Origin of the sequence: Paraburkholderia sp. RAU6.4a (genome assembly GCF_050435625.1) — a bacterium.
Lineage (GTDB): Bacteria > Pseudomonadota > Gammaproteobacteria > Burkholderiales > Burkholderiaceae > Paraburkholderia > Paraburkholderia tuberum.
In genome coordinates this window covers 319,633-346,194 of record NZ_JBNDKQ010000001.1, presented here as the reverse complement: position 1 = coordinate 346,194, position 26,562 = coordinate 319,633, and the positions used below count along the sequence as shown (strand labels likewise).

The 26,562-nt window shown below is 60.4% G+C and carries 19 protein-coding genes and 1 pseudogene; 3 read left to right on the top strand and 17 right to left on the bottom strand.

Going from position 1 to position 26,562, the window contains the following annotated elements:
• The first annotated feature begins 372 nt into the window (after positions 1-372).
• Entirely contained in the window at positions 373-750 is a 378-nt protein-coding gene (locus tag OKW40_RS01525; protein WP_429402189.1) for a hypothetical protein, read from the top strand.
• Between the two features lie 67 nt (positions 751-817).
• Here OKW40_RS01525 and OKW40_RS01520 read toward each other — a convergent pair whose 3' ends face one another.
• Complete coding sequence (locus OKW40_RS01520) at positions 818-3,223, bottom strand: DUF3772 domain-containing protein (protein WP_429487829.1); 2,406 nt, start codon at positions 3,221-3,223, stop codon at positions 818-820.
• A gap of 538 nt (positions 3,224-3,761) precedes the next feature.
• Between OKW40_RS01520 and OKW40_RS01515 the strand changes: the two genes are divergently transcribed.
• Entirely contained in the window at positions 3,762-4,511 is a 750-nt protein-coding gene (locus tag OKW40_RS01515; protein WP_429487827.1) for a hypothetical protein, read from the top strand.
• 276 nt (positions 4,512-4,787) lie between these two features.
• Here the strand turns inward: OKW40_RS01515 and OKW40_RS01510 are convergent, their stop codons facing one another.
• The 13 genes and pseudogenes from OKW40_RS01510 to OKW40_RS01450 form a co-directional block, all read right to left on the bottom strand.
• Positions 4,788-7,139 carry a DUF3141 domain-containing protein gene (locus tag OKW40_RS01510; RefSeq protein WP_429488463.1) on the bottom strand — a complete coding sequence of 784 codons (2,352 nt, stop codon included), beginning with the start codon at positions 7,137-7,139 and terminating at the stop codon, positions 4,788-4,790.
• 13 nt (positions 7,140-7,152) lie between these two features.
• A complete protein-coding gene (locus tag OKW40_RS01505; RefSeq protein WP_429488496.1) occupies positions 7,153-7,422 on the bottom strand; it encodes a hypothetical protein in 270 nt (89 codons plus the stop codon).
• Between the two features lie 13 nt (positions 7,423-7,435).
• Complete coding sequence (locus tag OKW40_RS01500; protein WP_429487825.1) at positions 7,436-8,353, bottom strand: LysR family transcriptional regulator; 918 nt, start codon at positions 8,351-8,353, stop codon at positions 7,436-7,438.
• Between the two features lie 230 nt (positions 8,354-8,583).
• Entirely contained in the window at positions 8,584-8,946 is a 363-nt protein-coding gene (locus tag OKW40_RS01495; RefSeq protein WP_429488461.1) for a DUF3331 domain-containing protein, read from the bottom strand.
• A gap of 253 nt (positions 8,947-9,199) precedes the next feature.
• Entirely contained in the window at positions 9,200-10,087 is an 888-nt protein-coding gene (locus OKW40_RS01490) for a MinD/ParA family protein (RefSeq protein ID WP_429487823.1), read from the bottom strand.
• 531 nt (positions 10,088-10,618) lie between these two features.
• Positions 10,619-11,284, bottom strand: coding sequence for a TetR/AcrR family transcriptional regulator (locus OKW40_RS01485; protein WP_429487821.1), 666 nt, complete (start codon positions 11,282-11,284; stop codon positions 10,619-10,621).
• 254 nt (positions 11,285-11,538) lie between these two features.
• A complete protein-coding gene (locus OKW40_RS01480; protein ID WP_429487819.1) occupies positions 11,539-12,402 on the bottom strand; it encodes a 4Fe-4S dicluster domain-containing protein in 864 nt (287 codons plus the stop codon).
• 10 nt (positions 12,403-12,412) lie between these two features.
• Complete coding sequence (locus OKW40_RS01475; protein ID WP_429487817.1) at positions 12,413-15,391, bottom strand: molybdopterin-dependent oxidoreductase; 2,979 nt, start codon at positions 15,389-15,391, stop codon at positions 12,413-12,415.
• Between the two features lie 145 nt (positions 15,392-15,536).
• On the bottom strand, positions 15,537-16,259 hold the full coding sequence (locus OKW40_RS01470) for an OmpW/AlkL family protein (protein ID WP_184059123.1): 723 nt from the start codon (positions 16,257-16,259) through the stop codon (positions 15,537-15,539).
• 485 nt (positions 16,260-16,744) lie between these two features.
• Complete coding sequence (locus tag OKW40_RS01465; protein ID WP_429487815.1) at positions 16,745-18,721, bottom strand: acyl-CoA synthetase; 1,977 nt, start codon at positions 18,719-18,721, stop codon at positions 16,745-16,747.
• A complete protein-coding gene (locus tag OKW40_RS01460) occupies positions 18,718-19,674 on the bottom strand; it encodes a fumarylacetoacetate hydrolase family protein (protein ID WP_429487813.1) in 957 nt (318 codons plus the stop codon). The genes OKW40_RS01465 and OKW40_RS01460 overlap by 4 nt, the downstream gene beginning before the upstream one ends.
• Before the next feature lie 35 nt (positions 19,675-19,709).
• Positions 19,710-20,781, bottom strand: a pseudogene (locus OKW40_RS01455) (VOC family protein).
• A 57-nt stretch (positions 20,782-20,838) separates the two neighbouring features.
• Entirely contained in the window at positions 20,839-21,579 is a 741-nt protein-coding gene (locus OKW40_RS01450; protein ID WP_429487811.1) for an FAD-dependent monooxygenase, read from the bottom strand.
• A gap of 143 nt (positions 21,580-21,722) precedes the next feature.
• Between OKW40_RS01450 and OKW40_RS01445 the strand changes: the two genes are divergently transcribed.
• Positions 21,723-22,466: a TetR/AcrR family transcriptional regulator gene (locus tag OKW40_RS01445; RefSeq protein ID WP_429487809.1), complete on the top strand. Its 744-nt coding sequence runs from the start codon at positions 21,723-21,725 to the stop codon at positions 22,464-22,466.
• Between the two features lie 275 nt (positions 22,467-22,741).
• On the opposite strand, the gene OKW40_RS01440 is transcribed toward OKW40_RS01445, so the two are convergent.
• The 3 genes from OKW40_RS01440 to OKW40_RS01430 form a co-directional block, all read right to left on the bottom strand.
• Positions 22,742-23,431: a PqiC family protein gene (locus tag OKW40_RS01440; RefSeq protein WP_429487807.1), complete on the bottom strand. Its 690-nt coding sequence runs from the start codon at positions 23,429-23,431 to the stop codon at positions 22,742-22,744.
• Positions 23,428-25,023, bottom strand: a complete 1,596-nt coding sequence (locus OKW40_RS01435) for an intermembrane transport protein PqiB (protein WP_429487806.1) — start codon at positions 25,021-25,023, stop codon at positions 23,428-23,430. The genes OKW40_RS01440 and OKW40_RS01435 overlap by 4 nt, the downstream gene beginning before the upstream one ends.
• 67 nt (positions 25,024-25,090) lie before the next feature.
• Positions 25,091-26,431, bottom strand: coding sequence for a paraquat-inducible protein A (locus OKW40_RS01430; RefSeq protein WP_429487804.1), 1,341 nt, complete (start codon positions 26,429-26,431; stop codon positions 25,091-25,093).
• Positions 26,432-26,562 lie beyond the last annotated feature (131 nt).

Sequence of the window (26,562 nt, the reverse complement as noted above, 5' to 3'; positions counted from 1 at the left end):
ATCGTTTAATTAGAAATAGCTCTCTTCAATACATTGTTTCCGTGCTTGCAACGTCGAGAGGCATCTATCCGCGCGCAGCGGTCGCGAAACGACAGGGCAGGTCAACGATTCGCGAGCCACCCAACCTCCATGTTCATGAAATGGCAACTCACAATTGCGCGCGTCGAATAACGACGCGCTGTCGTTATACTGCAACCCACATCTGACACAGCATGTGCTCGGTTTTGCGGTGGATACCGGCTCCGTTATTTACACTGATGCACTGATTGGTATAGGTCCGGCAGCAATCGACACTCACGCTCCCGGTCGCGCCACCGATGCCGTCGGCGCAAAAGCAGCCGCTATTCTTCCTTTAACCCATCGGAGTCTTTAATGCAAAAGTGGTTTGCCGCGCTGCTGATTTCATTCGCAGCGAGTTCGCATGCAGCCGGCGATTCCTCGATGAACGCAACGGTTGAAAACGTCGCAGGTACGAATCAGGTCGGCGGCTTCGTCGCGCTACGGTCAGCGGACAGCAAATGCCGTTATTACGGTGTACTGCAGCAGACTGCTCGTGCGCCGCGTGGCATGGCAGAGCGCATCGCTGCACTGACCCAGGACGGAAAAGTCTATGACTGGATGACAGTTATCAGTTACTCGGAATGCCTGCAAGCGAACGGAACCTACACCAAGGAACGCGTTTCGCTGGATTCGCCCGGCGGAAAGCGGTTCCGCGTGGGCGATAGCGTAGAGCTGCGATCACCGGTGTAACGAGGGCCAGCACGCCACCAATAACGGCTTTTACTAGTCCCACGACCGCGAGAAATCGGTTCGACGACTATCTATTCTCGCTGATTGCAGACAGGACACGGAGCTCTACCGGACCGGAATTGCGATCGGTGGGTTCCTGGTTCGAGATGATATCGCTCGTACTTCGGACCACGACGGTTCGAGAGATCGACAGCGGTATTTCTGCAGCACGTAGTCGCTTCAGGATTGCAAATAGCAGATCGCTTCTGGTATCCCCGGCGATTCTCGGGCTACCGACATAGCCGGTAACAGTCAATGTCATACCGTCAGGCGTCAACTGGCTAAAGATCACCGATGGCGCGGGACGATCGAGAACCGATGGGTGATCCACGTAAGCTTGCAGAAGAACATCGCGCACCTGCTCCGGATCGACGTCCAGCGCAAAAGTAAGGGCGAGTGTGACAACTCCCTGCGTTTTGTTTCCCATTGTCACGTTGCGCACATTCTGAGAAATCAGGTGCGAATTCGGAACGATCACCGTTGATCTGTCTGCGAGCTGTATTTCGGTCGCACGTACACTGATGCGCCGGATATCGCCTTCAATGCCGGTGATACTGATCATGTCGCCTACTTTGACCGGCCGTTCAGCAAGCAATATCAGCCCGGAAATGAAGTTTTTAACGATTTCCTGCAGACCAAAGCCGATACCTACCGACAATGCGCTGACGATCCACGCCAGGTTATGCCATTTCACGCCGAGTACGGACAAGGTTTGCAGCGCGACGAGGACATAGCAGACGTTGGCGAAGACCGTCACCAGCGACGCGCGCATACCCGAACTCATTTGCGTCTTGGGCAGAAACTCGGCGTCCAGCCATTTGCGCATGAGCCCAGCCAGATACAGGCACACTGCACAGGTAAAGATAGCGCTGAAGATATGGGCGGGAACGATATTGAGCGCATGTAATCGCTCGCCACCGAGTACGTCGAGAATGCTATCGACCAGATCTCGGGGCGTTGTCCCGAGGCCGCCCGTTAGCAGTGCGATGACTGCGGCGAGCATCAATGCGCTGCGAAGAATGGCGGAGAGTACCGTTGCCACCTGCTCGAGATGAACATCTTGCAGCCCGAATAGATGCCTGATTGTTTTGCCGCTGGCGTGGCATGGCGAAAATACGGTTTCGCAAACATCATGAGCGAGCTTCGTCAGCAGATAAACGCTGCTCAGTACGAGATCGAACCAGACCAGTTCGTAAGTCAGGAACCGCGCGAACGAAACATAACCACAGAGCAACGCAATCAGAGAAGCTCCGACGGCAAGGCTGACGGCGGCATGAATAATGCCAGCGAGGGTAGAACGCGCCTCAGGCGATTCTCCGGCAGCGGCGAGCGCAGTGAGTACCCGGTTTGCGCGTAAAAGCGACATCCCGATGGTCAGAGCGACCACCAACGCCACCACGCCGCGAGTAAAGAGCGTAAGTTGCACGCTGGTATCGACAGCCCGGTTGATCTGCTCGATGGCTCCTGAAAACAGCAGCAGTGCGGCCAGTGTCCGTGGAAAAGGGCGTAGCGCGCGAGCGATGGGATCCGCGATGGCCGGCAACCGCCATGACGGATGTCGTGTGCAAAGCAATGCCCGGCCGAGAGCAGCGACCAGCGCGCAGGTCACAACATGTTTGATGATTTCGCTGGCGAAGCCTTGCAGCGCAGGAGGCAGCGCCTGCTGACGGGTCAACGCGAAGTAGAGCAGATCAACGGCACATATGGTGGTCACCAAAGACGCGAACACGGTCGAGATCGCCATCGCGCTGCGCCGTATCCGGCCTTCCGGAAGGCGGCGTAGGCAGAACCGTTCTGATGCTCTGTCAAGAAGCCGCGTTCCAATCGTTGCAACGGCCAGGGCGAGCAGCACAAGCAGGGCGGTTGCAACCCGCTGCCCCGGTTGCCATGTCGTTTGAATCTGCCTGTCGATCTGCGCCTTGAAGTCTCGCAGACGTTGATAGTCAGCCGTGTCCGGGTGGAGCGCCGACGCCCAGAACGCGGCGCTGACTATGCTGTCGGAACGAAGGGCCAGTTGATCTTTCAGATGGTTTTGCAGCAGTCGCGTGATCTGGGCGCTCAGGTTGGCAAGGTTCTCCTTGATCGTTGCCGCCTGCTTGAGTTCGGCATCGAGTTGCAATTGCTGAGCAGCGAGAACGCTGCGCTGTTCGGCGACCGCGGGAGTTTCCGCGGCGGATTCGGAAGCGGGTGCTGTTCCGAGTACGTCGAGCTGGGCATGCGTTTTCGCGCGATCGGGCTCCAGCGACGTGGTTATCAGCCTGTCGACGTCTTCGGCAACGCGCCGGCTCAATGCGTCCAGCCCGGACAGCTGCGCGTCGCTTGTTGCCGTCGAAGCACGCTGCCGGATCTGGTCCTGTTTTTCCTGAAGCGCGCCGAGCCTTTGTAATGCCTCGGAGGCCCGCGCCCATGGATGGCGAAAAATCAGCAGGAGCATCTATGCTAAGGGGCGGCAGTGTCGCTGCGTTGGAGGCAACCGGAATCAGGCCGAACATCGTCAGCGCGATAAGGTGAAAAATGACTGCAACTATCTGTCGCGCGGCGCAAGCGCGGCGAAGAGTATGCATTTGAGAGATCTGGCTCATGCACGCGATACCTATGTAAGCGGTGTTGCATTCGGTCGCGGCCGGGCATGAAATGAGGGAGCCGCACTGCGATAGGAGAGCAAGCTTAATGAATCATACATGATTATAATATCATACATGATCGATACGGCAAATATGAAAGGTGGGTGCACGGTCAGCGCTTGGCCCGCTGATGTGCGATGGCGGCCGCTTGAACATCGGCGTGCGCTATCCAGTTTGTGCGAGAAACGTTCGGTATAGCGGGACGTTGAAAGATGGAAGCTGATCTTGGATGCTTTTTACAAGGCTTCCCGCGATATCGGGCTCCCGACTAATTGGCATCTATCAAACCATCGTTTCCTGGACTCACCGGTAGGCGCGCAGGCAACGCGGTAATGGAGGAGCATCGACATGGAACAGAGCAACGCATTGCCGGATTCGATCCGAGCAGCGATTGAGGCGCACGGCGGTGCAGCGCGATGGGCCGAACTGGCGGAGATCGAGGCGACGGTTTCCGCCTGCGGCCTTCTGTTCACCGCAAAGCGACGGCCAATACTGCGACAGGTGCAGGTTCGCGCGTCGACACACGAGCCTCGTTTCGCTTTCAACGATTTTCCGCAGGTTGGCGAAACGAGTGAACTTCAAGGAGAAGCACTTGTTCGCGTCGTCGGGCGAGACGGGGCTATCCTGGCTCGCCGCGACGGACCGCGAACAGCATTTCGTGGCTGGCGACGGCAAATCTACTGGGACGACCTCGACTTTGTCTATTTCGGCGCCTACGCGTTCTGGAACTATCTGACAGCACCTTTCTTATTCTTGCGCGGCGGCTTTACGTTCAAAGAACTTCCGCCACTGGCGACTTCGGCCGGGATATGGCCAAGAATCCGGGCGACCTTTCCCAGCGACATTCCAACGCACAGCCGGGTCCAGGATTTCTATTTCGATAGGCAACATCGCCTTTGCAGGATCGATTACACCGCCATGGTTATCGGACGCTGGGCGCGAGCCGCTCACATCTGCGAGGACTTTCGCGAATTCGATGGATTCCTGGTACCGACTCGCAGGACGGTAAAGCCGCTGCCGGTTGGCAATGCTCCATTGCCAGCTCCGACTCTCGTCGCGATCGAGGTCCACGATTTTCGACCAAGGCCTTCTGATTGACGCCAGTTCAATCGGCCGCCGCGACTGACGAAGCAAGGCGGCCGCGGTCAGTTGTTCGAGGTCGTGAAGGCACTTGCATGCTGACTTCGACTCGACATCGAGGTTGCCCTCGCCAGGCGCCCGGCGCGTCCGCCGTCGTGACGGGAATGACGGTTTTCGGAAACTCGCGATGGTAGCTTTGGGGCGGCGCTGCCTGAACGCGAAAGGGATCTGCCTCGTGGTACCTGACGTGTCTGGATTCCATGGCGGGTTCCCTCACTGACGGGTTGGCGGCACTCACGATGCCGTGGCCCGAACGCGCGGTGCGTGGGCCTTTTGGGGCTGCGACTCGAGCGCGGTTGTCGCGCCGAGCACTGACCGGATGGCGCGCAGCGCCTCTTCCTGCGCGGGTGTCGGCGGGATGCGCAGCACCCGCCGGTCGGCCAGCAGCTTGTCGAGCAAGGTCAGGAGCCGGTTTCGGTCTTCCGGGCTGGCGAGCAGATCGGGCAACGTCTGGATAGCCTGTTGCGGCTCAAAAGTCGCGATGAGTTCCTGCTCCCCGCGAATGCGCCGCCAGTCGGCAGGAGGCAAATGCGGCAGGTCGTCGGCATATTCATCGACCAGTTGCTTGACTGTCTCGATGCGCGATAGCGGCAGCGGCTCGCCCTTTGGCGCGAGCAGGAACGCGGTGCGCGCGACCGCCTCGTTGTAGCCGCCCTGCCTCAGCGAGGCGAGCGCCGCCTGGACGAACGGCAGGCTGCGAGGATCGGCGGCGGCGGACGTGCCGGCCCCATGCTCGCCGAGGCGGTCCGGGTCGTACATTGCGAACAGATTCGCGTAGATGGAGAAGAACAGTGCTTCGATGCTGGCGTCTCTTACCGCCCGGAGCTGATCGAGCGAGGCGCTGATCAGTTCTGAGCCGCGCTGCTCTACCTTGCGCCACGGTTCGAGGTCGCTCGAGGGCTGCCGGCTGGCTCTGACAGCATCGGCCATCGGACGCAGCGCGGCCACCCACGGATTCAGGTCCGAGAATGCCCAGCGCTGCAGACGCAACGGATGAAAATCGCGCAGCAACCGCGCGGTCATCTCGTTCGACGCATGCTGCACAAAGGGTTGAACGAACAGCTCGTAGGCTCGCTGGTTGAACTCCGACACCACCGCCACGGCCTTGAACGGCTTTTCGTCCTCGCGCCGCAACTCGTTGAAATGCTCGACGGCTTCTTCAAGCCGGTGTTCGGTGAGCGAGACCTCGTATTCCGTTTTGCCGTCTGTGCCCTTTCCCTCCTTGATCGACATGCCGTAGAGGCCCGGCGCGAGCGTCTCGATTGTCTCCAGCACGTTGAAGATTTGCGTGTATTCCTTCTTCGCCACCTTGCCGGAAACAAAGATGCCGAGATGGCCGACGTCCTCGTGCATCAGGGCGACGATGACCTGGCCGCGCGCCTTGATCTCCTCGGTGCTGCTGTATATGTCAGCGACCCAGTTGAACGCCTGTTGCGGCGGCGTGATGTTGTCGCCCATCGATGCGAAAAGGATGATGGGCGAGCGGATGGCGCGCAGATCGAAGGATTTGCCCGACGGGCCCGACACTTCGCCGGACCACAGCTTGTTGCCGATGAAGAGGTTACGGGTGATCCACTCGATCTCTTCCCGGTTCATCAGGTAGTAGCTGCCCCACCACCGCTCGAACTCGATAAAGCGCGCCGGTTCCGTATCGATGTTGGCGAACACGTTGTAGTACTTGTCCCAGAACGTGTTGGCGGGGTTCAAATACTCGAAGTTGTTCACGAGATGCGCGCCGTCGAACTTGCCGTTGCCAAGATCGGCCGCCAGGGACGAGAGCCACGTGCCGCCCAGAATGCCTCCGGCATAACGCATTGGATTGGGCACCTCGCTCTCGCTCCACGCCCCGCTCCAGTAAGACATGGGCGCGCCGTTGACCAGGATGGGACCGGTGTCTTCCGGCGACGAACTGGCAAGCATCATCGCGGCCCAGCCGCCCTGGCAATTTCCGACGATCGCGGGCTTTGGGCTGTCTGAATGCAGTTCGCGCACCTTCCGTACGAACTGCTGCTCGGCCGCGCACACGTCGAGCAGGGTCTGGCCGGGCTCTGGCTCCTGGGAGAACACGACGAAGTAGACGGGATGACCGGCGCGCAGGGCAACGCCGACCTGCGAATCGTCCTTGAAGCCCCCGATGCCGGGACCGTGCCCGGCGCGCGGATCGATGATCAGATACGGGCGCTTCTTCACGTCGACCACGACACCCTCCGGCGGCCGTATCGACAGCAGAGCGTAGTTGACGGGCCGCTCAAAGTGCCTCGCGTCGAGCACTGTGTCATAGTCGAAATGCAACGCCGGCTTGATCCCGGCCTTGTTGCGCTCGATGAACTCGTTGCCGCGTTGACGCAAGGCATCCCAGAACAGGACGGAGCGCTGCGCGAAATCGGCCGTATAGTGCCAGGCACCCCATGGTGTGAACTGCGCCAGGTTGGGAATGGTGAGCTCGGACGTGCCGTCGCCCCCCTTGATTGCGTCGCTCGTCCTCTGCCCGAACCGTTGCCGGGCCTCTTCCAGGCGATTGTGCAACAGGCGCAGGATTTTCAATGCGATCTCGTGATTGCGTGTCAGCTGGGTAACCTGGTCCATCTCATGAATCTCCTTAAGCGAAGCGACTGAACCCGGCACAACTGCTCTCATTCCGTTGCCTGGTTGCAGAGAAGCTTGCATCGTCGAGGAATTGGGCGTGCGCGAAGCGCTGGATGCGCGCCGCATCCGCCCGGTGCGCATCGCGCTGCAGAACCAGCGCGATGACCTGCTCGCGTTCGCCGGCGTGCTCGATGAGAAGCTCGCCGCGATCGCGCAGCGCGCCAACGTCTCGGATGAGCTCGTGCGCGCCGCGTGTGTGCTGCGTCGCAAGCCGCGGACTCACCCGCGTGCGCCACCTAACCAGCAGTGGAAGGTCCCATGCCCTGCTCGAAGAACTCCGCGGTATGGTCGATAAACGCCCTGACTTTCGCGGGCAACAGTGCGCGTCCGATGTATGCCAGGCGGACCTCGGCCAAAGTATCGGCGATCTCGAAGTCTTCCAGCAGACGAACGAGCCGTCCGGCCTTTATGTCCTGCTCAACAAGGGCGATTGGAAGCAGACCAATACCGGATCCTTCGAGTACGATGTCGCGATTGAATATGGGATTGTTCGACGCAATTTCGTAGCTGATCGGGACCGCGATGTTTTCCTGATCCATTCGAAAGGTGACGCAGGGTTTGTGCATCGAAGGAGGGACCGTGACGAACACATGGTCGGCCAGCTCAGCCGGATGCCGGGGCCGAGGACGCCTGCCCAGATAAGCTTCCGTTGTGACAACGACCAGCGGCAACCGCTGCAGCAGCCGCGTCACTGCCAGATCCGTCGCCAGCATGAAAGGCAGGACGATACCCAGATCGTAACCGTCGGCCGTCAGGTCCACGGGCCGCTCGGTCAATGTGATATCCAGGGTGACGTTCGGATGCTTGCGTTTAAAGGACGCAATCAGCGGTGCGAGCCACGTCAATGCGGTGGTCGTATGTGCGACCAGTCGCAGCATGCCCGCCGGCACTCGACCGTGGCCCGCCGCACTGGCTTCCAGGCAATCGAGGTCATCCAGGATGCGACAACATCCATCGTAAAAGCGCTCCGCGGCTTCCGTCAGCGAAAACTGTCGGGTCGAGCGATGGAAGAGTCGCGTGCCCAGGCGCTCTTCCAGCGATGCGATCGCCCGCGAAACGACCGATGGCGAGAGATCCATCATTTCCCCGGCACGTCTGAAGTGTTTGACTTCGACGATACTCCGGAACAGGCGCAAGCTTTCAATGTATTCCATGGTTCACGTCCCATCTGCTATCTGACGACTTGTGTAGATATCCTTTGGATATCAGTCCTGTTCGTGGACCTGTACCGCACCGCACGCTGTGGAACATAGTCCAATGCCGTGCAATCGCGACCAGGGGTACTGTCCGGTCACGCCTCGCGCGCGTGGATGCGCCTGGTGTCACTGCCGCACATGAAAGCGCTGAGCATTCTGCCGTAAAGACACCAGAGAACCGATTCACATCAGATCGGCTGTTCTATCAGGCTCACGCTTCTCGCACAGATCATTGCGTGAGCATTAGCCGGTGTGGGCCCAGTGAGGCGCGGCCTGTAGATGGCATCTCCGACTTCGATTAGCCGACCGGTCAGCGCACAGATGCCTGGCACCCGCGCGGCGCCTCCGCACCATGTCTGGTATCCATAGTGTCCGGAGCGCGCATCGCACCAAGAAACGATCAGTGTTTGCGCGGTCGGTTGGTCGAGTACCCGTATGATTGGCTTACCGGTCGAAGCGATCGACTGTCGAACAGAGGAACCGTTCAAGGCAGATCCGTGCGCAGTGGCTCGTTCGTTAAGTCTCCAATCGCCAAGCCTTCTGACGGTCATACTCCACGGATCAACAACGCGATTCATAACCTGGCTCCCTCTGTGCAAGCTCGAACGCTTGCGCTTCGCGTGAGCGCTGCCCACCATAGCTGTTCTCTTCCGTCGATAATTACCGGTCCGATTGCGTCGGCAAAGAGCTTTTTGATGTCTTTGCCCCTGCGAACATAGTCACGTTTTCATGAACGGCGCCTACCCGAAAAACACCGTGGCCCCGGCAAGTCCCCCGGGGTCGGGGAGATCGTTCTTCGAAGCTTTACCGGTATGCTGCTGCCGGGCCCAAAGTCCTATGCGTGCGCTGCCCCCGTGCCGCCATGTGCGTTGTCGCAGGTAGCAGCCAGGACGCTGCGGGCCGCCTCGACCAGGACTGCATATCGGCAGCAACGCGTGCAAAATCGCTCGCCGCCGGGGACCCAGGAAATGCATCGACGACACAGCGCGAAAGCTCTGCCGCTTGCGCGATACACGGATCGATTGAGATGCAGCCTGCCTTGAGAACCGAGACAGCCAGATAATCGCGGGCAATGGCTCCGAGACTTTCCAGCAGCGCGTGAGTGTCCGCTTCACCATCGAACAGATTCACAATGATGCGGAATTCCTCGATGCCCTGTGCGAGACGCAGGCGCTTCATGCAAACGTAAGTGTCTGCTACTGCAGCGGCCGACAGGTGCATGACGACGATGACGTGGTGGGCTTGCAACGCAAGTGGTGAAAACGCGCCGTTGCCAACAAGCGCGGCATCAATCAGCACGATGTTCGGCGGGCTCGTGAGCACCGCGTCGTACTGCAGGCCAGCGAAGTTTTCGTGATCCGTATGGCCGGTGCCAGTCGAGTGGAACTGACGTCGACCACGGTCAACGGCCAGCACGCGCGGCAAGTTGCGATGTACCGCGGGAGCGAACACGCCTGCGGCGTGAATATCTTGAAGCATTGTGCTCGCCGACCGCGCGCCAGGACATTCGTCCACCACCAGCACGTCCATACCCTGTCTGGTCAGCGCCATCGCCAGGTTGACAACGGCAGCCGTACGGCCGACTCCTTTCGAGCCGCCTGTGACAGCGACCACACGCGTAGCACTTTTGGCGAACATCTGGCGCAATCCGAGCGCCTGTCCGGAGACTATATCCTTCACTGATTCACCCACGTATCGAGACCTCCGCGCCCATCACGAGTAGCGTTGACGACCCGCGCGCCGTCAGTCATAACGACTTTCGGATCGCACGTTTCATCGACGCGTGGATTGTACGCCTTCTCGTCACTACTGACAATGCAATCATATATGGTTTGCATGTCAGATATGAGTGACAGATGCAAAAAGCGCGAACGGCGGGTTGGCCCCGAACTCATCTGGTTCTTTCTTGCACGTCGGGAATTGAAATGCTGCGCGCTGCCTGAAAATGGAGGTAGCGGTACGTCTAGCCGGCTACAGCAAGGCTTGACGCCGTGCCTTTCGGGTCGTCTCGATCAACAGCCGAAGGCGCTTGGGGTGCGCCAATGTGCTGTTGTGGCGAGCGGGGGTGGAGTGGCACCTGTCGATGCCTCCGACTGATGCCCGCGGTAACTTATCGAGCGGTTGCGTCGCCTTGGCGACAGCTCGGCGCCGCCATGCCGCGTTCACCCGGAAGGGGCTGCCGCGGGAATTGGGCTGTGCCAGTCCATTCAGTCATATGAGTCGCTATGGTGCGCCCATGGGTACGTCCGGGCGATGATTGTCGTAGCCTGTTTCTTCCGGCTGTCGCGACAACACGCACGAAAAAAATCCGGCAAGCACTGTCTGAAGCACCTTGTCGCTCACCGTTTGCGGACTGCACATCCTGAAGAACTGCACGCCCTCGCACAGGCTCACCAGGCCAACCGCGAGAGCCTCGGCCTGCCGGGGCAACGGCCTGCCGTTGCGCTCCGAAAGCATGCGGATGTACGCGCTGATCTGTTCCAGCTTCTCCTGCCGGAAGGCGTTAATGCGCTCCCGAAACGGGGTGTCCCGGCACGCGAGCAACTGGGCCTCGACCCAAAGTGGAAAGCAATCGTGTTCAACAAAAGATTGGCTGTAGTACGCGATGGCGCGGTCCTTCATTTCATCGGGCGTGCCGCCCTTCTCCGCCATCGCCAGGAGATTCGTCCGCGCCCTATCGTCATCGCGGCGCAACAACCTGATCAGCAGATCCGGCTTGCCGCCGAAGTTTGAGTAGAACGCGCCGCGCGTATAGCCAGCCGCCTCAGCGATGTCCTCCACGCTTGTCGCGGCGAATCCCTTTTTAACGAACATCTTCCGCGCAGCCTCAAGCAGGCATTCGCGCGTCTGCTCTCTGCGCTGTGCCCGTGTCAGGCGTTCCCGCTTCATGGCATAAAGTACCGGTCAGGCCGACATCTGCGGTGCCGCCAGATCGGCATGCTTGTCAGATGACGGGTTTCGCAATGATCCGTCGACGCCCGATCAGGCCGTCTCGTGGTTTATGTGACATTAGACTCATATCTGATTTTGTTGTCAATAAAGTCAACGGAATATGGCACACGTGAGAGGAAATCGGAACCGTCATACCGAAGCGTGAGCGGTCCGCCTGTCTCATGCAAGCAGCTTCGTTGCGGTGCCCATGATCACGCGACTTCCATACCGTTTATCGACTGTGCGAGGCTGAGCTCCCCAAGGTAAACGCTTTCGCCCAATTCGCATTTGCGCCAGGCGCTGCCGAGGGCATGACGGATTTCGACCCGGTACATGCCGCTTCCTTTGGCCAGACCGCCGAACCGGAAATCGCCGAAGCCGTCCGAGACGGTTTCGGCCACCTTCTGATTGCCGAGGTACAGGGCGACCGCCGCATCCGTGACGCACTCGACCACATCTCCCATCCGCGCGCTGACGCTTCCGCCGATGAAGCAGGTTTCCCAGCGCTCGAGGTCGCTGTACCACACGCGCGGCTTCGTGCCCAGGTTAGGCCGCAAGACCTTGAGCCCCTCGCGCTGGGCCTTCTCGGCCATCGCAGCGTCATCGAGCTTGACCGTCTCGAAGACGTCGGTGGGGCACGACTGCTGGCAACGCGGCTGCGGCCAGCCCTGGTCGAGTAGATGGGCATCGAAAATCCAGGTCTGCGGCAGTTGCAGCTCATCGTTCCAGACGATCGCCTTGTACGGGCAGGACTTCACGATGTCCTTGCGGCCTCGAGCCTTGTCCGGATCGATGATGACGACGCCGTCGGCGCGCTTGCGAATGGCGTCGCCGCCCACCCGCAAGCAAGGCGCTTCGTCGCAGTGGTTGCACATGACCGGCAGATACGTGGTTTCGACCATATGCGAGTCGCCCTGGACGCGGCGCAGGATCTGGATCGGGCTGTCGGCATTGGCGGCGGCGGGCGCGGCATAACCGGGGAAGTCGTTGCCGACATGCTCGTCCCGCGCGGCGATCACGCAGTTCTGGCAGTTCTCGCAACGCCCCACTTTGATAATCAGGTTCCACTTGCTCATTCGAAATTCCTCACGCGGCGCGACCGAGCATGAACGCTTCGGTGCCTTGCCACTTCTCGACCTGCACCAGGCAGGAATTTGGGCTCATGCTGCTCGTGCCGGCGGTTTGAGGCCGGTCAGGGGTGAGCATGTTCATGCAACCGCCAATCTCGACGCACTCGCCGTCTATTTCGACCAGCTGAAATTCGGCGCTCGCCTCATACGACTTGACCACTCCCGCGCTAACCAGCGGCGAGACGTCGGCTGCGCAAATCACCGCGCCGCGGTCGTTGTACACCTTGACGAGGTCGCGATGGGCAATGCCTCGAATAGCCGCGTCGGCCGGACCAAGCCTCAGCAGCCAGAAGCGGTGCCCGCCAATCAGCGCGCGATGGTCATCGATGCTGTTGACCGAGGAGTTCTTGCCATCACAATGGGTATGGAAGCTGTAACGGCTGTGAGTGGCGATCAACTGCAGCGGATAACGCTGGGCCAGGTCCGAACGCAGCCCCTCCCAGGACGGGATGTATCGGTTGAGCGGTGGTCGCTCGGGATTGTCCGCAGTGTGCCGCTTCAGCAACTCGGGCACGAACTCCAGCTTGCCGCTCGGCGTCTGCAGGCCCATGCCGAATTTTTCGGCGAACTGGGACGGCAGCGGATGGGGTTCCTGCAGGTCCTTGCGCCGTCCCTCCGCGAACCAGCGCATGTCCACCGGATGGCGCAAGTCGGGCTTTTCGGGCGGCACGACGAAATAGCCCTTGCGGCAGAACTCGCGCCACGAAATGCGATCGGGCAGATCCGACGAGTCGAAGACCCGCTTGACCCAGTCCAGCTCGCTGCATCCCTCGGTGAACACCCCGCCAAGGCCCAGCCGGGTCAGGATGGCAGTGAAGATGTCGTAGTCGGAACGGGACTCGCCCAAAGGCTCGATGCACTTGTGCTGCAGCGTCATCACGCGATGATTGACCGTGCTAAACCCATGATGGGCGTAGCCGCCGGAATTCGCCCATTCGCCGATGTCCCAGCGCTCCAGCGCGGTGCACGCAGGCAGGATGATGTCGGCGAACTGGGCCTCGCCCTCCATCCAGATCGACTGGTTGACCACGAACTCGATGCTCGGGTGCCGGTAGGCTTCAGCCCAGCGTCCGGAATTCGTCACCGTGCTGAAGGCGGACCCGCCGTAGCGGTAGATCATGTGGATCGGCGAATATCCGGGCATGGGGTAGCTGAACGGCGCGAACTGGGCTTCCTGGGACATGCCGTCCCAGAGGTAGCCCGTCGCATGGCCGTTGATGATGGCGTCGGGCAGTTGCTGCCGCGGGACCATCTGCTTGACCGGATTCATGGACAGAATGTGCGGCATGCGCTGGTAATTGTTCACCGCATTGGCGGTCCACGCCAGGTCGCCGGATATGCCGCCGTCCGCGTAGCCGGGGAAATAGAAATGGAGGTCGTGGGGCACCCCGGCTTCAAGGCAGCCGAAATTGACCCCCGGTTTGCCCCAGCCTTGCATCGCCATCATCATGATCATGCAGCGCGCCCATTGCGCTCCGGTCGCACCGCGGCCCGCGCCGCCAAATCCCGCGCCGGTCATCCCGACCGCGAGATGGACCTTCCTGTTCCCCCATCGGCGCGCAAGCGCACGGACGTCCTTGGCGGGCACGCCCGTTTCGCCCTCCTGCCACTCGGGCGTCTTGGGAACGCCGTCGGATTCGCCCAGAAGATAGGCCCTCCACTCGTCGAAACCGGTCGTGCGGGTGGCGATGTAATCCTCGTCGTACAGGCCCTCCACGGCCCACACGTACATGATGGCGGTGGCAAGAGCAGCATCGGTTTGCGGTCGGACCGGAATCCAGCGCCCGCCCAGCAACTGCGCGGTGGGGTTGCAGTGCGGGTCGATATGAACGAACTCAATGCCGAGTTCCTTGGCCCACAGGCGCCGCGGAGTCCCCTCGAATCCCGCATAGGCCCCGTTGGTACTTTCGGGGTCGCAGGACCAGAAGACGATCATGTCGGCTTCCTTCAGGCAGTCCTCGACGCCACCATAGCCGGATGGCACGCCGACGCGCATCGAGTTGCCGAAATGATGCATGGCACCCCAGTACCAGCCTTCCCAGCTATCCGGATTGGCCGCGACCCGGGTAAAGCCGATCAGGTTGGCAAAGCGCGTCAGCGCGCTGAGGTAGTAACCCACGTTGCCCCACTGGTGATGGGACGACATCGGGAAGGTGATGGAACCGGGACCGTGAACGCGCTTCTGCCGGTTGATTTCCCTGGCGACAATGTCCAGGGCCTCGTCCCAACTGATACGCACATAGCCGGATTTGCCCCGGTTCTGGGGATTGCGTTCGCCGTCAGGGTCGAAGTCGACCCGCTTCATGGGGTGAAGGATGCGCTTGTCGGAATAGACCAGCGACTTGAGCGTCAACGCGTGGGGCGCGACCAGGCCACGCCGTGGCGGGCTGAAACGGCGGCCGCGCGCCTCGATCACATAACTTGGCGCATCCGTGCTGTCCAGCTCGATGGGCGTCACCCGAACGACGCGGCCATCCTTGACGTAGACGAACAGAGGCCCGCCGTTGGTGCAGGTGGTGTAGCGGCGGGTGCCGTCGCGCAAAGGCGTGCCCATCGACAGGCCGACGGTCCGCATCATGCTCAGGGTCTGCATGAGCCAAACCAGCAGTTCGTCCTCGCCCTCGGTGACCACCTTGAAGTTCTTGGCAGCGTGGATGATTTCGCCTTGGTCCGGATTGGGAGAAAGGAACTTCAGGGCGGTGGCGACGTCCTTGAAGACCATGCTCACGTCGGGCCGCGGATGCCTGCCGGCGCTGGACCGAACACGTCCGTTCTTTAATCTGATGACGCGACCGATGCTTTGGTCCGCGAGTCCGATCCAGGCCACGAGATCGCGCTCCTTCAGGCGATCACGATAAGCGGGAAAGCGGCGTGCCGTCAGGCCAAGAACCTTGGGCAAAGCAAAAAGAATAGTCTTGAGGACCTGTCGTTTCATTATTCGATCCAAAGGGAAGCGGGGTGCGCTAGCGGTGGCATGACGTCGCGGACCGCAGCCAGGCCCGGGGCGCGAAAAATAACGTAGTCGATGTCTTCGATGGGCATTCAAATCTCTCGATCGGTGCATTAACGAGTCGTACGCGCTAGAACGTGTAGGCGACGTTCAGGAAGACGCTCAGGGGATCGAGCCGGAGCGTCGATTTGGAAACGATCTGCGTTCCAGTCGCGGTGTGTCCGTCTAACGTAAGGTTGGTCTTCACCGGCATATAGTTCACAGAGGTTCCGACAGACCAGTGCTGTGTAATGGCGTAACTTGCCCCGATCTCGAATACCGGATTCCACGATGAACTGAGTGTTGCGTGTGCCGAACCACCTGGACCAACGCTATCAGTGACAAACTGGCTATTGGTTGTCCGAACCTGGGTGAACCACGTATAGTTCACACCCAAACCGATGAATGGACGGAATTTCGAGCCGGCCGAAAACAGGTGGTATCGAAGTTCGATGGCGGGCGGCATTGGCCTCGTCGAGCCGAGGTTGCCATACTTCTCCAGCGTCCCATCGCCAACCAGATTTACTGTCAATGGCAGTCCCAGAAGCATCGCGACGCCAATGTTGTCCGTGACGTAGTACTCGGTGGTAATTCCCACCGTATTCGTTGACGTCGCATGCGCCCCGCTACCGGCTAGCTGGCGATTTACCGTTTCGCCGCCAATACTCTCCACGGTGAGTGGCGTTGCGTCGCCCTGTGGCGCGATGTGAAGCCATCCTGTGGACAGCGTAATGCTTCCCGCCGACTGGGCGTTTGCATTGTCGGTCAGCGCAGCCGAGCAGAGGCAAGCCGCCATACCGGCAGAGCTGATCATTCGTCGGTAATTCCTCACGTGTCTTCTCCTGTCTCGTTGCCCGGGCATTTTTGTGAACCCGTGGTGCTTCCTGTGGAACCGATGCGGCGCTCCGTCTGGGGTCGTTGCGTCGTTCCTCATAGGCTTCGACCGCTTATCGGGTCCGCCGGTTATGTCTGATTAGGTAGTTTTACTAAATGACATGAAATAGGCACGAATGCTTAGAACACCGCTACTGCCTCGTACACGTTATGTGGAAATACGCTTTCGCGTTATCCTTACCACGCAGTCGCCGATATTGGCCCGAGCCATTTTTCAACAAGCGAGCGCAAGGACCTTTCTGAAGCAGTATTCATCCTCTTTCCTCTAAACCGACGCGAGCGTTTAACTTATGACACTGGCGTTTGAAACGCCGCATCGAGCCGCGTGCGCGGGACTGAACGCCCCCGCTGATGTCAGGCTCCTATCACCTTGACCTGCTGTGCGTCTCTATCGCCGCTGGTACATCAACATTGCTCGCTCCGCGATGGCCTCGCGGCAACCGAAAGCGAAAATGCGAACGGAAAGCGCCCGAGCGCGGAAGTCGCCACTGCTTCGAGCGCGGGGTCGGGAAGTTCGACGTGAAGCGAAAGCCCGCGCGAAGTATCTTCAATGATCCTAACGGTTGCTCCCTCGACGCCAGCCTCCACGAGTGCCGACTGTAACGCGTCTACCGTTTCGCGCTGTTTCAGCCCCGGCTTGAAAATCTTGCCCACGCCTGTCAACGGCATCGCATCCAGGATTCTGATCCGTTTAGGCAGTGCCGCGCGCTCGCCTATCTCGAGTCGCACGAACTCGGCGAGTTCGTCCTCAGTCGCGGTTGCACCCGGTTTGAGCTGGACATAGGCAATCGGCAACTCCCCGGCGTGTGCATCGGGACGACCGACCGCCGCCGCGATCTTGACGGCGGGATGGCGATAGAGCGGTTCCTCGATCGCTGCCGGATCGATGTTGTGACCGCCACGAATGATCACTTCCTTTTTGCGACCAGTAAGCCAGAAATAACCATCGACATCGCATCGACCGAGGTCGCCGGTATTGAGCCAGCACCTGCCATCGCCGAGGTCCAGCCAGAGCCCCTTGTTCTGCTCGGGCACGATATACCCGAGGAAAATGTTCGGGCCGGAAATAGTCAGCAGGCCGACCTCATCGATCTCGCAATCCCGTACATATCGCCCGTCAGCGTCGACGATGACGGCTTTCATCGCCTGGCCCGGAATGCGCAGCCCAATTGAGCCCAGCCTGCGCTCCCCCAGCGGCGGGTTGGCGCTGCTCACGCAGGTCCCCTCGGTCAGGCCATAGCCCTCGAGAATCCGGATGCGCGTCCTTTCCTGAAAAGTCCGGAAAACTTCGACCGGCATGGGAGCCGCACCGCACAGTCCGTACTCCAGCGAACTCACATCGTGCTCGCCGACTGGAATATCGAGTAACGCCGCATAAAGCGTCGGGACACCGCTGAAGAAATTGATGCGGTGATGCTCGACGATTTCCCAGAAACGTTTGACAACGCCATCGCCGCGATAGCCTTGTGGCGTGCCGAGCACGACCTGGGCGCCTTTGGAAAAAGGCAGGAGACCCGTTGCCATGACGGCATTCACGTGGAAGAGTGGCAGTCCGCAGAAAAGCGTCTTGCCTGGCCCGACGCTGTCGCCGAAGAATTGACCCGTGCTCCAGGCATTAGCCACCTCATTGCCGTGGCGGCGCATCGCAATTTTCGGCAGGCCGGTCGTCCCGCCCGTACAGAAGTACGACGACACGTCGTCGGCGCCAAAGTGCCGCGCGCCTTGAAGTGCCGTTCCCGACTCCTGCGCGATGGCAACGCCGAAGTCGTGGATCTCGATATGCGCAGGAACCGCGCCCCGCACGCCGCCCTCGCCGTGCAGCCTTGAGCACTCGTTACGCTGCAGCATCCGCGTCGCGGACTGTTTTGAACCCGTCACACGTTCGGCCAGATTCACGAGCACCAGATCCTTCAGCGAAGAAACCTTGTGCAGCACCGCTTGTACCTTTTGCCAAAGATCAGTTCCGGGAAACGGCGCCAGCGTTACCAGCACGCTGGCGCCTGCAGCGTTGAGGAGTTGGCCGATGGCTTCCTGCTCAAGCAATGGATTGATCGCGCAGACAATTCCGGCGGCCTCCCCACCCCAGATCACGAAGTGCGTTTCAGGGAGGTTGGGTAGAACATATGCGACGACTGAGTCGCGTTGTACTCCGAGGCGCGAGAACATGTTCGCGGTGCGCGTGATATCTCGGACGAGTTCACTATACGTCCAGCACTCGGCGTTCCGATAGTCGTCGGCCGTTGCAAAGAACGAAAGTGCCGGTGCCGATGGATTAATCGCCGCGCCCCGGCAGATCATCTCGTAGGTGCTCGACGGGAGATCCGCCGGCAGCCCTTGCGTTTCCATGGCAAGGACTTCGTCTACGTTTGCGATGCCTTTCATGCTGCCTCTTCCACAACGACGTTATGCTGGACGCCCAGATTGATCGAGCGATCGTGGCTGACGATATGCGCCTCCACGACGTCCCCCACCTTCAGGTACTGCGGCCTGTCCGCCTGCATCTTCAGGAAAAGACGCCATTTTTCCGCTTCAGGCAGCTGCGCCGCGGCGCGTTGCTTTTCGGGCGACGGAATGCTCAGTGCACAGCCAGATGGCGTGCCCGTCGCGAGCAGGTCACCGATGCGCAGATCATGCACGCCGGAAAGCTCCGTCAAGGTCTCTGCCGGTCCATAGACGAGACCCGCAGTCGTGTCATTCTGGCGGACAGTTCCATTGACCGTCAGTGTCAGCACGAGCTCTTTCAACTTCGGAATATCATGTTTCTCAAGGAGGCAAAGGTAAGGGCCGACAGGGCCAAACGTGCGGTAGCTCTTGCCCTTGTAGAACTGCATCTGCGGAATCTGGATATCGCGCGCGGAGTAGTCGTTGACGATCACGGCGCCAGCAATGTACTCATGCAGGTTCTCGTCGGTGACCGTTTCGCGGGAGGTGACGTCGCGTTTGAGCACCAGACCGAGTTCGATCTCGTAGTCGAGGAACTGCACCTCCCTGGGCTTCGCGAGGGGCGAGTCGGCAGGAACGATGCAGCTCGTCGCCTTCGTGAAGATCATGTTGAATTTCTTCACGTCCGGGTCCATGCCGGAGTCGATCATATGCTGGCGATAATTCGCGCCCTGACAGATGAACTGCTGGTTGGCCGTCACGGGTGACAGCCATTGCACATCCGATTCGGGAATCGGAGAACCGTCCAGTACCGCCAGCCGTTCGACGGGATTGGCTTCAATAAACTCGGCGGTCGACTTGAATTCGCCATGAATCGGCGTGATGGCGCCATTGGCGACTACGCCCCACTGGGCGCGGCCATCATGAAGGTAATGCAGAACGTGAAGTGCCATTTATCGATCTCCGGATTCTATGAAAGTGGGGTGGTTCAGGCGAAAAGCTTCGCCAACGTGCGCAGCTTGCTCAACGTCAGGTCGGGGCTGCGGCGCAGGTTTCTGAAAAGTGCCACGACGCTCGCGGGTGTGAACCTGGGCTTCGTGAAGCTGCGTGGCATCGTCGGTCCCCATTGGGCCATCGCCTCGCGGCTCACCGCATGGACACCCGTCGGCGCGTCCGCCGTAAAGAGGTCGCCGTCGCAATAGTGCTCGTGCTTGTCGCCCCATGGGTCTTGCCAGTAATCGAAGATCTGGCTGCCCAGCTTATGCCGGCCGATCCCCCACGCGTGCGTCCAACCTTCGTCGCGCAGAATGCGTTGGCCCATGCCAACCGCGTCGGCGTCAACGACTTCGTACGCGCTATGGCTGTAGGTGGGCACGAAGCCTTGTGCAAGCGCGAGCGTATGGTGATCGGCTGGCTTGTCGCCGCGATCGAGCCGCATGAACGCGACGGCGGGCGAACCATCGGGAAAGCACCTGCACATCGCTGGGGATGAAGCCGAAATGCCGCGTATACCACGCGCAGGTTTCCTGATAGTCAACGAGTTCGAGCACGACGTGTCCGAGCCGGATAATTTCCGGCGCGCCTTCGGGCGGTCGCTGCGTGCCGTTGATCCGGACCGTCGCATCCACGGAGTTGAACGGCAAGGGTGGCCGATGAAACAACGTCGAAGCTGGCTGCTGGCCCCATATCGCGTCGACGCGAAAGCCTGAAGGATCGGTCAGCCGTACCGTATAGCCGCCGCCGGGCAGGGGCGAGCGTTCGACGTCCGAGGCGCCCGGCAGTTTTGCAAGTGCATCAAGCTCGGCCCTGTTGTCGACCTGTAGCCCAAAACCAACGAACCGGGATTTCGAGGCCTTCCGGACGACATAGCAGAAGTGTGAAGCACCCGTTCCCCGCAGCAGCAGGAGCGCTTCACCGCGCGATACCGTTCGGAGCCCGAAGTCACTGAGAAACTGCTCGGCTTTCTCGAGATCTGGCCGGTCGAATATCAGATAGGCCAATGCCGACGCTTTCGTCGTAGGATCGGGGTGACGGGCTGGTTGTACAGTGGTCAGGTTCATGGCGATAAGAGATCACACGGTGTGAATGGGGTTTCGAGACGGCATGCGGCTTCGCGATCACTGCATGACCCAGCAGTGCTGACCGAGCAAGGAAAGACTCTCGCGCACGAGCCGAGACGCATCGGTCGCCGGGCCATCGTGAACGACGGTCTTGTCGGGCCGCACCACGGCGGCCCAACCAACCGGTACGAGACGCGGAAGGAACACACCGTCGAGGTCCTCCCAGCTGTCATGCCGAGCGAGATGCAGCCGCTCTCCACGGTGTGCGATCTGCACAGTGCTTCCGCCGGCACGCGCGAAAGCTGCTGCCTCAGAAGAATCAAGCGAGGCTCGGGCATCTGTGCCAAATCCAATCAGCACCAGGCCCTGCCCGAACACCTCGTCGCTCGGACGCGCCTTGCCATCCGAACCACGTACCCGCCCCTGCCCAATGACTGCGCCGCGCACAAGCTTCGTCGGCGAGCGGCCTTTGACAAACACACCTCTTCTAGTTGTTTTTTTCGGCTGGATCTGCGATTCCTCGGGCTGCGCACGGTACTCCCCAATGCCCGCAAGCTGAAGGATGCGCAGCGCGTCGTTATCCAGCTCGATTGCCTGGCGCGCGATGGAAACCTCGGTTGACTTGTCGACAATCAATACATGCACGCCGTAGCGCGCCAGTAGATTGGCAATCGTTGCACCGACGGGTCCGCAACCCACCAGTAAGACGTCAACCACCGACGGTAATGCGCCAATCGGCGGACGAACCTGTTCATGCCGGCTCGACGGCGCGGCGCCGTCCTTTGCTGCTGTCTCCACAGTCACTCCAGATGTTGTCTGTTGTACTTGTATGTAAGGCCGGCCTTCGGGTCGCCTTTAATGACATTAAAGTCATTAGTGAGCGTTTTGTCAACCTAGACATTACGATCTATACTTAGGCATAACCAAAGCTTGGATCCATCATGCCGAACACTACAAAGCGTCCTACCCGTGCGGCGCCAATCGCCCCGGTTGCCATTCCCGAACAACGCGAGCCGCGCGGTGCGCGTCGCAAGCGCGAGACGCGTGCCCGTCTGCTCGACGCCGCCCTCAGGCTGATGGCCGAAAAAGGCATGGAGGGCGTGGCGATCAATGAAATCACCGAAGCCGCTGATGTCGGCTTTGGCTCGTTCTACAACCACTTTGAATCGAAGGAGGCGATTTACGCGACGCTTGTCGACGAGGTGTTCGAGGATTTCGCTAACATGATGGATCGCCTCGCCGCTGGCCTTTCCGACCCGGCCGAGGTGATCGCTGTCGCCGTGCGTCATACGGTCCTGCGTGCGCAGCAAGACCCCGTGTGGGGACGTTTCCTGGTACGTGAAGGGTTTATTCCGACGCATGCGATGAGCCGCGGACTGGGCCAGCGGCTGCTGCGCGACATTGTGAATGGCATTGCCGCGAAGCGCTTTGTGGTCGCCGACCCGTTCATCGGATTTCTTGCGGTAGCCGGTACGGTCCTCTGTGCAATCGCCGCCGAGCTGAACTTCGTCGCACCGGGTGCGCCCGCGGCAAGCGTACTCAAGGAGCTTGGCTTTAGCGGGGAGCACTTCCCTGAGCGTACTGCAGCAATGCTGCTGCAGACACTCGGACTCAAGCGCGCGGAGGCGGAGAAGATTGCAGCGCGTCCGCTGCCGGTCGTGGAGGAGACTGTCGACGCCGATTGAATCAAGAGGTCCGGCGCCATCGGTCTGATCGGCCTGAAGTCAGCCGGGTGCGGCCCGGCGGAGAAGCCCGCTCGGGCCGCTAGCGATTAAACTCAATCACCTGCTAAAGCCTCGACGCTAGCAATCGGCTCGCGCTCCTTGCGCAAACAGGAATCGTCGTTCCCGCTGCTGTTGCAAGCATCGGTCCCGACGATCTTGAATGTTCCCACATAGTTGCGGTGGCGGTTTCGTTCCATTTCCATCCCGGTGCGTGAGGCACCAATTCCTGTATCGGTTCAGCCTGCTAGAGCCGGGCATAACAACGCCGAACTTCTCGTACTCGCAGGGATGCGCGCCGGTGCAACGGCGGACTCGAACGGCGCCGCCGAAAATTCCCGGACCACTTCGCCAATTTGAGTGCCTATCCTTCTCACTGCGATTCGATGGCCGTTGACGAGTGCATCGTAGCCGGCCGATACGGGCTGGCTGACTATGCTGCGGCAGGTCAATGTTCGTGAGTCGTTCGACTTGCGTACACTCCAGGTGACGTCAAGCAGCGCGTGTGAGCCCGGCCACGATTCAAAACGCTGCACGTCGACGGAGACCTGATACGTGCGAGCGTCCTCGGCGTGACCAGGCTGGTACGTGTCGGGGCCGCCCGCCTGTCGAGTCGCGGCCGCGAGCAGCGCATTGCGGATCTCGTCTGCAAGCGGCGATGCCCAGCGCTCGTTTTCCAGAATCCTGACGCGCGCCGCATCGACGTGTACGACGAACTGGCTCCTTGCGACTGAAACCGGCACCTTCACTGTGCGCATGTCGATCCGGAAGGCCGGACTGACCGAAACGTTTGCACGCGTCGGTTCGCTGTCAGTGCCGAGGGTATAGAAGCGGGCCGGCGGGGAAGCACAGGCGCTCAGCGCGGCCAGACCCATGACGGTCGCAATACGGGCGATCGCGCGCCGCGCGCGGGATTGGATCAGTTTCACCGTTGGTCTCCTTTCTTGCCGAACAGGAGCGCCTGGGGATGACGTTCCAGATAATCGGCGAGCGCATTGAGGGATTGCAGGGTACGTGTCATTTCCTGCATCGCATCCTGGATGTCCGACTGCAGGGGCGCGGTCTGCCGGAGCGTCGTTTCGGCGGTACTGAAGGTTTTCTGCGCGGCCGCCAGTGTGTCGCGGGCTTGCGGAACGATCTCTGTGTCCATGTGCCCGAACAGCTTGTTGGCGTTTTCAAGTGCGCCGTTAAGGTTGGCTCCGATCTTGTCGAACGGCACCTGATTCAGCTTCCTCGCAATATCGGCAATCTGCACCTGAAGTTCGTCGAGGGTGTTAGGCACAGTCGGCAGTTCAATAGGATTGCGATGAACATCGACGCTCGCCCGAGGCGCTTTCGGAAACATGTCGAGCGCCACGAATAGCTGGCCTGTCAGCAGGTTGCCGGTTCGCAACTGACCGCGCATTCCCTCCATGACGAGGTTTTCCAGCAACTCATGACCACCCTGCGAGTTCGGAGCCGGTAGCGCTTCGTTGGAACGCCGGCTGAGCCGGTCGGGATACAGCGCCATCGATACCTTCATGCTGAAACTCTTCTCCTTTTCGTTATATTCGATACCGATGTCCGTCACCTGCCCCAGCGCGATGCCTCGAAGGTCGACGGGAGCGCCGACAGACAGGCCGCGCAGCGACTGGTTGAACCGCATCACGACATTGAGCGGCGCGCCGTCGGGCTCGCGCATCGCGTCCGACTCGTCCGATGCGAGTCGGAACGCCGCCTTGTCAGCGGCCGGTTGTCCGGCGTCCTGACCCGGCGGCGACTGGAACGCCAGGCCTCCGACGACCACCGTCGCCAGAGATTGTGTATTGAGCTTCAATCCATTCGAATCGAGACGGAGGTCAACACCGCTTGCGTGCCACCACCGTGTATTGGTGCCGACATACCGGTCAAACGGGGCATTGACGAAAACATTGACAACCACGCCCGCGCCGGTCGGATCGAGCGAGAAGCCGACCACCTGGCCCACCTGGATGCGACGGTAGAAGATCGGCGCGCCGATATCGACGGAGCCCAGGGAGTCGCCCCTCAGCGTATATAGATGCCCCGGCTGCCCGGACGTGACGATCGGCGGACTTTCGAGGCCGACAAATGCGGTTTGCCTTTCCGAAGACTGCCCGACGTCGACACCGATATACGCGCCGGAGAGCAGCGTACCGAGGCCCGAGATGCCGTTAGCGCCCACGCGCGGGCGAACCACCCAGAAGCGCGTGCCGCGGCTTGCGAATTTTTCTGCCTGTTTGGTCAGCTCGATCGTGACGATGACGTGCTGCAGGTCCTTTGACAGCGCGACCGCCTGTACCGAACCGATCTCCACGTCCTTGTATTTGACCTTCGTTTTGCCCGCCTCCATGCCCTCAGCGTTGCTGAACGTGACCGTCACTGTCGGTCCCTTGTCGGTGACGGATTTGACTACCAGAGCCACACCGATCAGCGCACAGATGAGCGGCACTAACCAGATGAGGGAGGGAATCCAGCGTTTTGGCGGCTTGATGTCAGGTCTGGGTGGCGTGGGAAGATGCATCGCTCGGAGAGTAGTTCGCAAATATGAGGTTATTTAGGAGTGCGGACGCCGCTAGCACGGTATTCGTTCATCGCCGTGAACCACGCGCTGGCCCGCAGCGGACGTTGTCCCAGATCAGCCGCGGATCGAATTGATGCGACGCGAGCATGGTGAGAATCACCACCGCGCCGAAAGCCAGCGCGCCCGGACCGGCAGTGACAACCGCAAACGAACCGAAATGCACCAGCGCGACCGTCAGGGCGACAACGAAGACATCGAGCATCGACCACCGGCCCACGCACTCGACGAGCCGATGCAGCCTCGCGCGTTCGAGCGGCTGCCAGTCCGGACTGCGACGGGCCGCTACGATCTGCAGCGTGAGAATGGCGAGTTTGAGCATCGGCACCACGACGCTGGCTACGAACACGACGACGGCGAGTGGCCAGTCGCCTGAAGTCCAGAAGTACGCCACGCCGCCGAGGATCGTGTCGTCCTCCGAGTGGCCGAGGGATGACGCGTGCATGATCGGCAACAGATTCGCGGGTATGTAGGCGAGCGCGGCGGCAAGAACCAGACTCGACGTGCGCGTCACGCTATCGGGATGGCGCGTGTGCAGCACCGATTCGCACCGCGAGCAGCGCTGCTCTGACGACGCCGCGATGTGCTTCTGCACCAGTCCACAGGTATGACAGGCTATGAGCCCGGCGCTGCGCGCCGTCATATGCGCCGCCGGTGCGGGCTTCAGGCCGAAGAACGACGGGGCTCGCGGGGCGCACCTGCGCTTCACTCTGGTCCAGCGGATCTCAGCGGGTTGTCGAAACTTTATTTCGTCCCGCGTCGACCAGAGCACGCGCGGGTCGAAAGTGGCGAGAAACGCCAACATCAACGTGAGTGCACCGAATGCAAACAGTCCTGGCCCAGGGATCACCTGCGCCATGCTGACCATTTTCACGATCGTGATGACCACGCCGAGCATGAACACTTCGACCATGCCCCATGGACGGATGAGCTGCACGACGCGAAGCATTCGATTGAAATGACGTACTACCTTGCCAAGGCGCAGCGGAACGAGCACATAGAGAAGGGCGAGGAGTTCGATCAGCGGAAACAGGATCGCCGAGCAAAAGACCATCGTTGCGACGATGCGCATGTGCCCCGTCCACAACGAGCGCACCGCGCCGAATAGCGTCGCCTCCGACGTCATACCGTTGGTCTGCAGTTGTATAACCGGGAAAGCCTGCGCAATACAGAATGTGATCAAAGCTGCAACGGTGAGCGCACCAATCCGGTCGAGCGGTACGCTCGCTCCCTGCGTTCCTTCCAGGCCCGCACGGCAGCGCGAGCAGCTCGCAGTCTGGCCGCCCCGCAGCAGAGGCTTGCGAAACAGCAGATCGCACTCGTGACAGGCGATCAGTTTCTTATATTCCATACAGGGAACTGGACAACCTGAAGTTCTGGCGCGTTCGATGCACGTGAAGTCCGGCTTGACCTTCCCGTGCGTGGGCGCATTCTGATTTCGGATAGGAAACGACTACTCCGATACCCGCCGGTACAGTCGAG

Bases quoted from the DNA above. Each gene is read 5' to 3' on its own strand.
- OKW40_RS01525 (WP_429402189.1), top strand. From the start codon at position 373: ATGCAAAAGTGGTTTGCCGCGCTGCTGATTTCATTCGCAGCGAGTTCG.
- OKW40_RS01520 (WP_429487829.1), bottom strand. From the start codon at position 3,223: ATGCTCCTGCTGATTTTTCGCCATCCATGGGCGCGGGCCTCCGAGGCA.
- OKW40_RS01515 (WP_429487827.1), top strand. From the start codon at position 3,762: ATGGAACAGAGCAACGCATTGCCGGATTCGATCCGAGCAGCGATTGAG.
- OKW40_RS01510 (WP_429488463.1), bottom strand. From the start codon at position 7,139: ATGGACCAGGTTACCCAGCTGACACGCAATCACGAGATCGCATTGAAA.
- OKW40_RS01500 (WP_429487825.1), bottom strand. From the start codon at position 8,353: ATGGAATACATTGAAAGCTTGCGCCTGTTCCGGAGTATCGTCGAAGTC.
- OKW40_RS01495 (WP_429488461.1), bottom strand. From the start codon at position 8,946: ATGACCGTCAGAAGGCTTGGCGATTGGAGACTTAACGAACGAGCCACT.
- OKW40_RS01485 (WP_429487821.1), bottom strand. From the start codon at position 11,284: ATGAAGCGGGAACGCCTGACACGGGCACAGCGCAGAGAGCAGACGCGC.
- OKW40_RS01480 (WP_429487819.1), bottom strand. From the start codon at position 12,402: ATGAGCAAGTGGAACCTGATTATCAAAGTGGGGCGTTGCGAGAACTGC.
- OKW40_RS01475 (WP_429487817.1), bottom strand. From the start codon at position 15,391: ATGAAACGACAGGTCCTCAAGACTATTCTTTTTGCTTTGCCCAAGGTT.
- OKW40_RS01470 (WP_184059123.1), bottom strand. From the start codon at position 16,259: ATGATCAGCTCTGCCGGTATGGCGGCTTGCCTCTGCTCGGCTGCGCTG.
- OKW40_RS01465 (WP_429487815.1), bottom strand. From the start codon at position 18,721: ATGAAAGGCATCGCAAACGTAGACGAAGTCCTTGCCATGGAAACGCAA.
- OKW40_RS01460 (WP_429487813.1), bottom strand. From the start codon at position 19,674: ATGGCACTTCACGTTCTGCATTACCTTCATGATGGCCGCGCCCAGTGG.
- OKW40_RS01445 (WP_429487809.1), top strand. From the start codon at position 21,723: ATGCCGAACACTACAAAGCGTCCTACCCGTGCGGCGCCAATCGCCCCG.
- OKW40_RS01435 (WP_429487806.1), bottom strand. From the start codon at position 25,023: ATGCATCTTCCCACGCCACCCAGACCTGACATCAAGCCGCCAAAACGC.
- OKW40_RS01430 (WP_429487804.1), bottom strand. From the start codon at position 26,431: ATGGAATATAAGAAACTGATCGCCTGTCACGAGTGCGATCTGCTGTTT.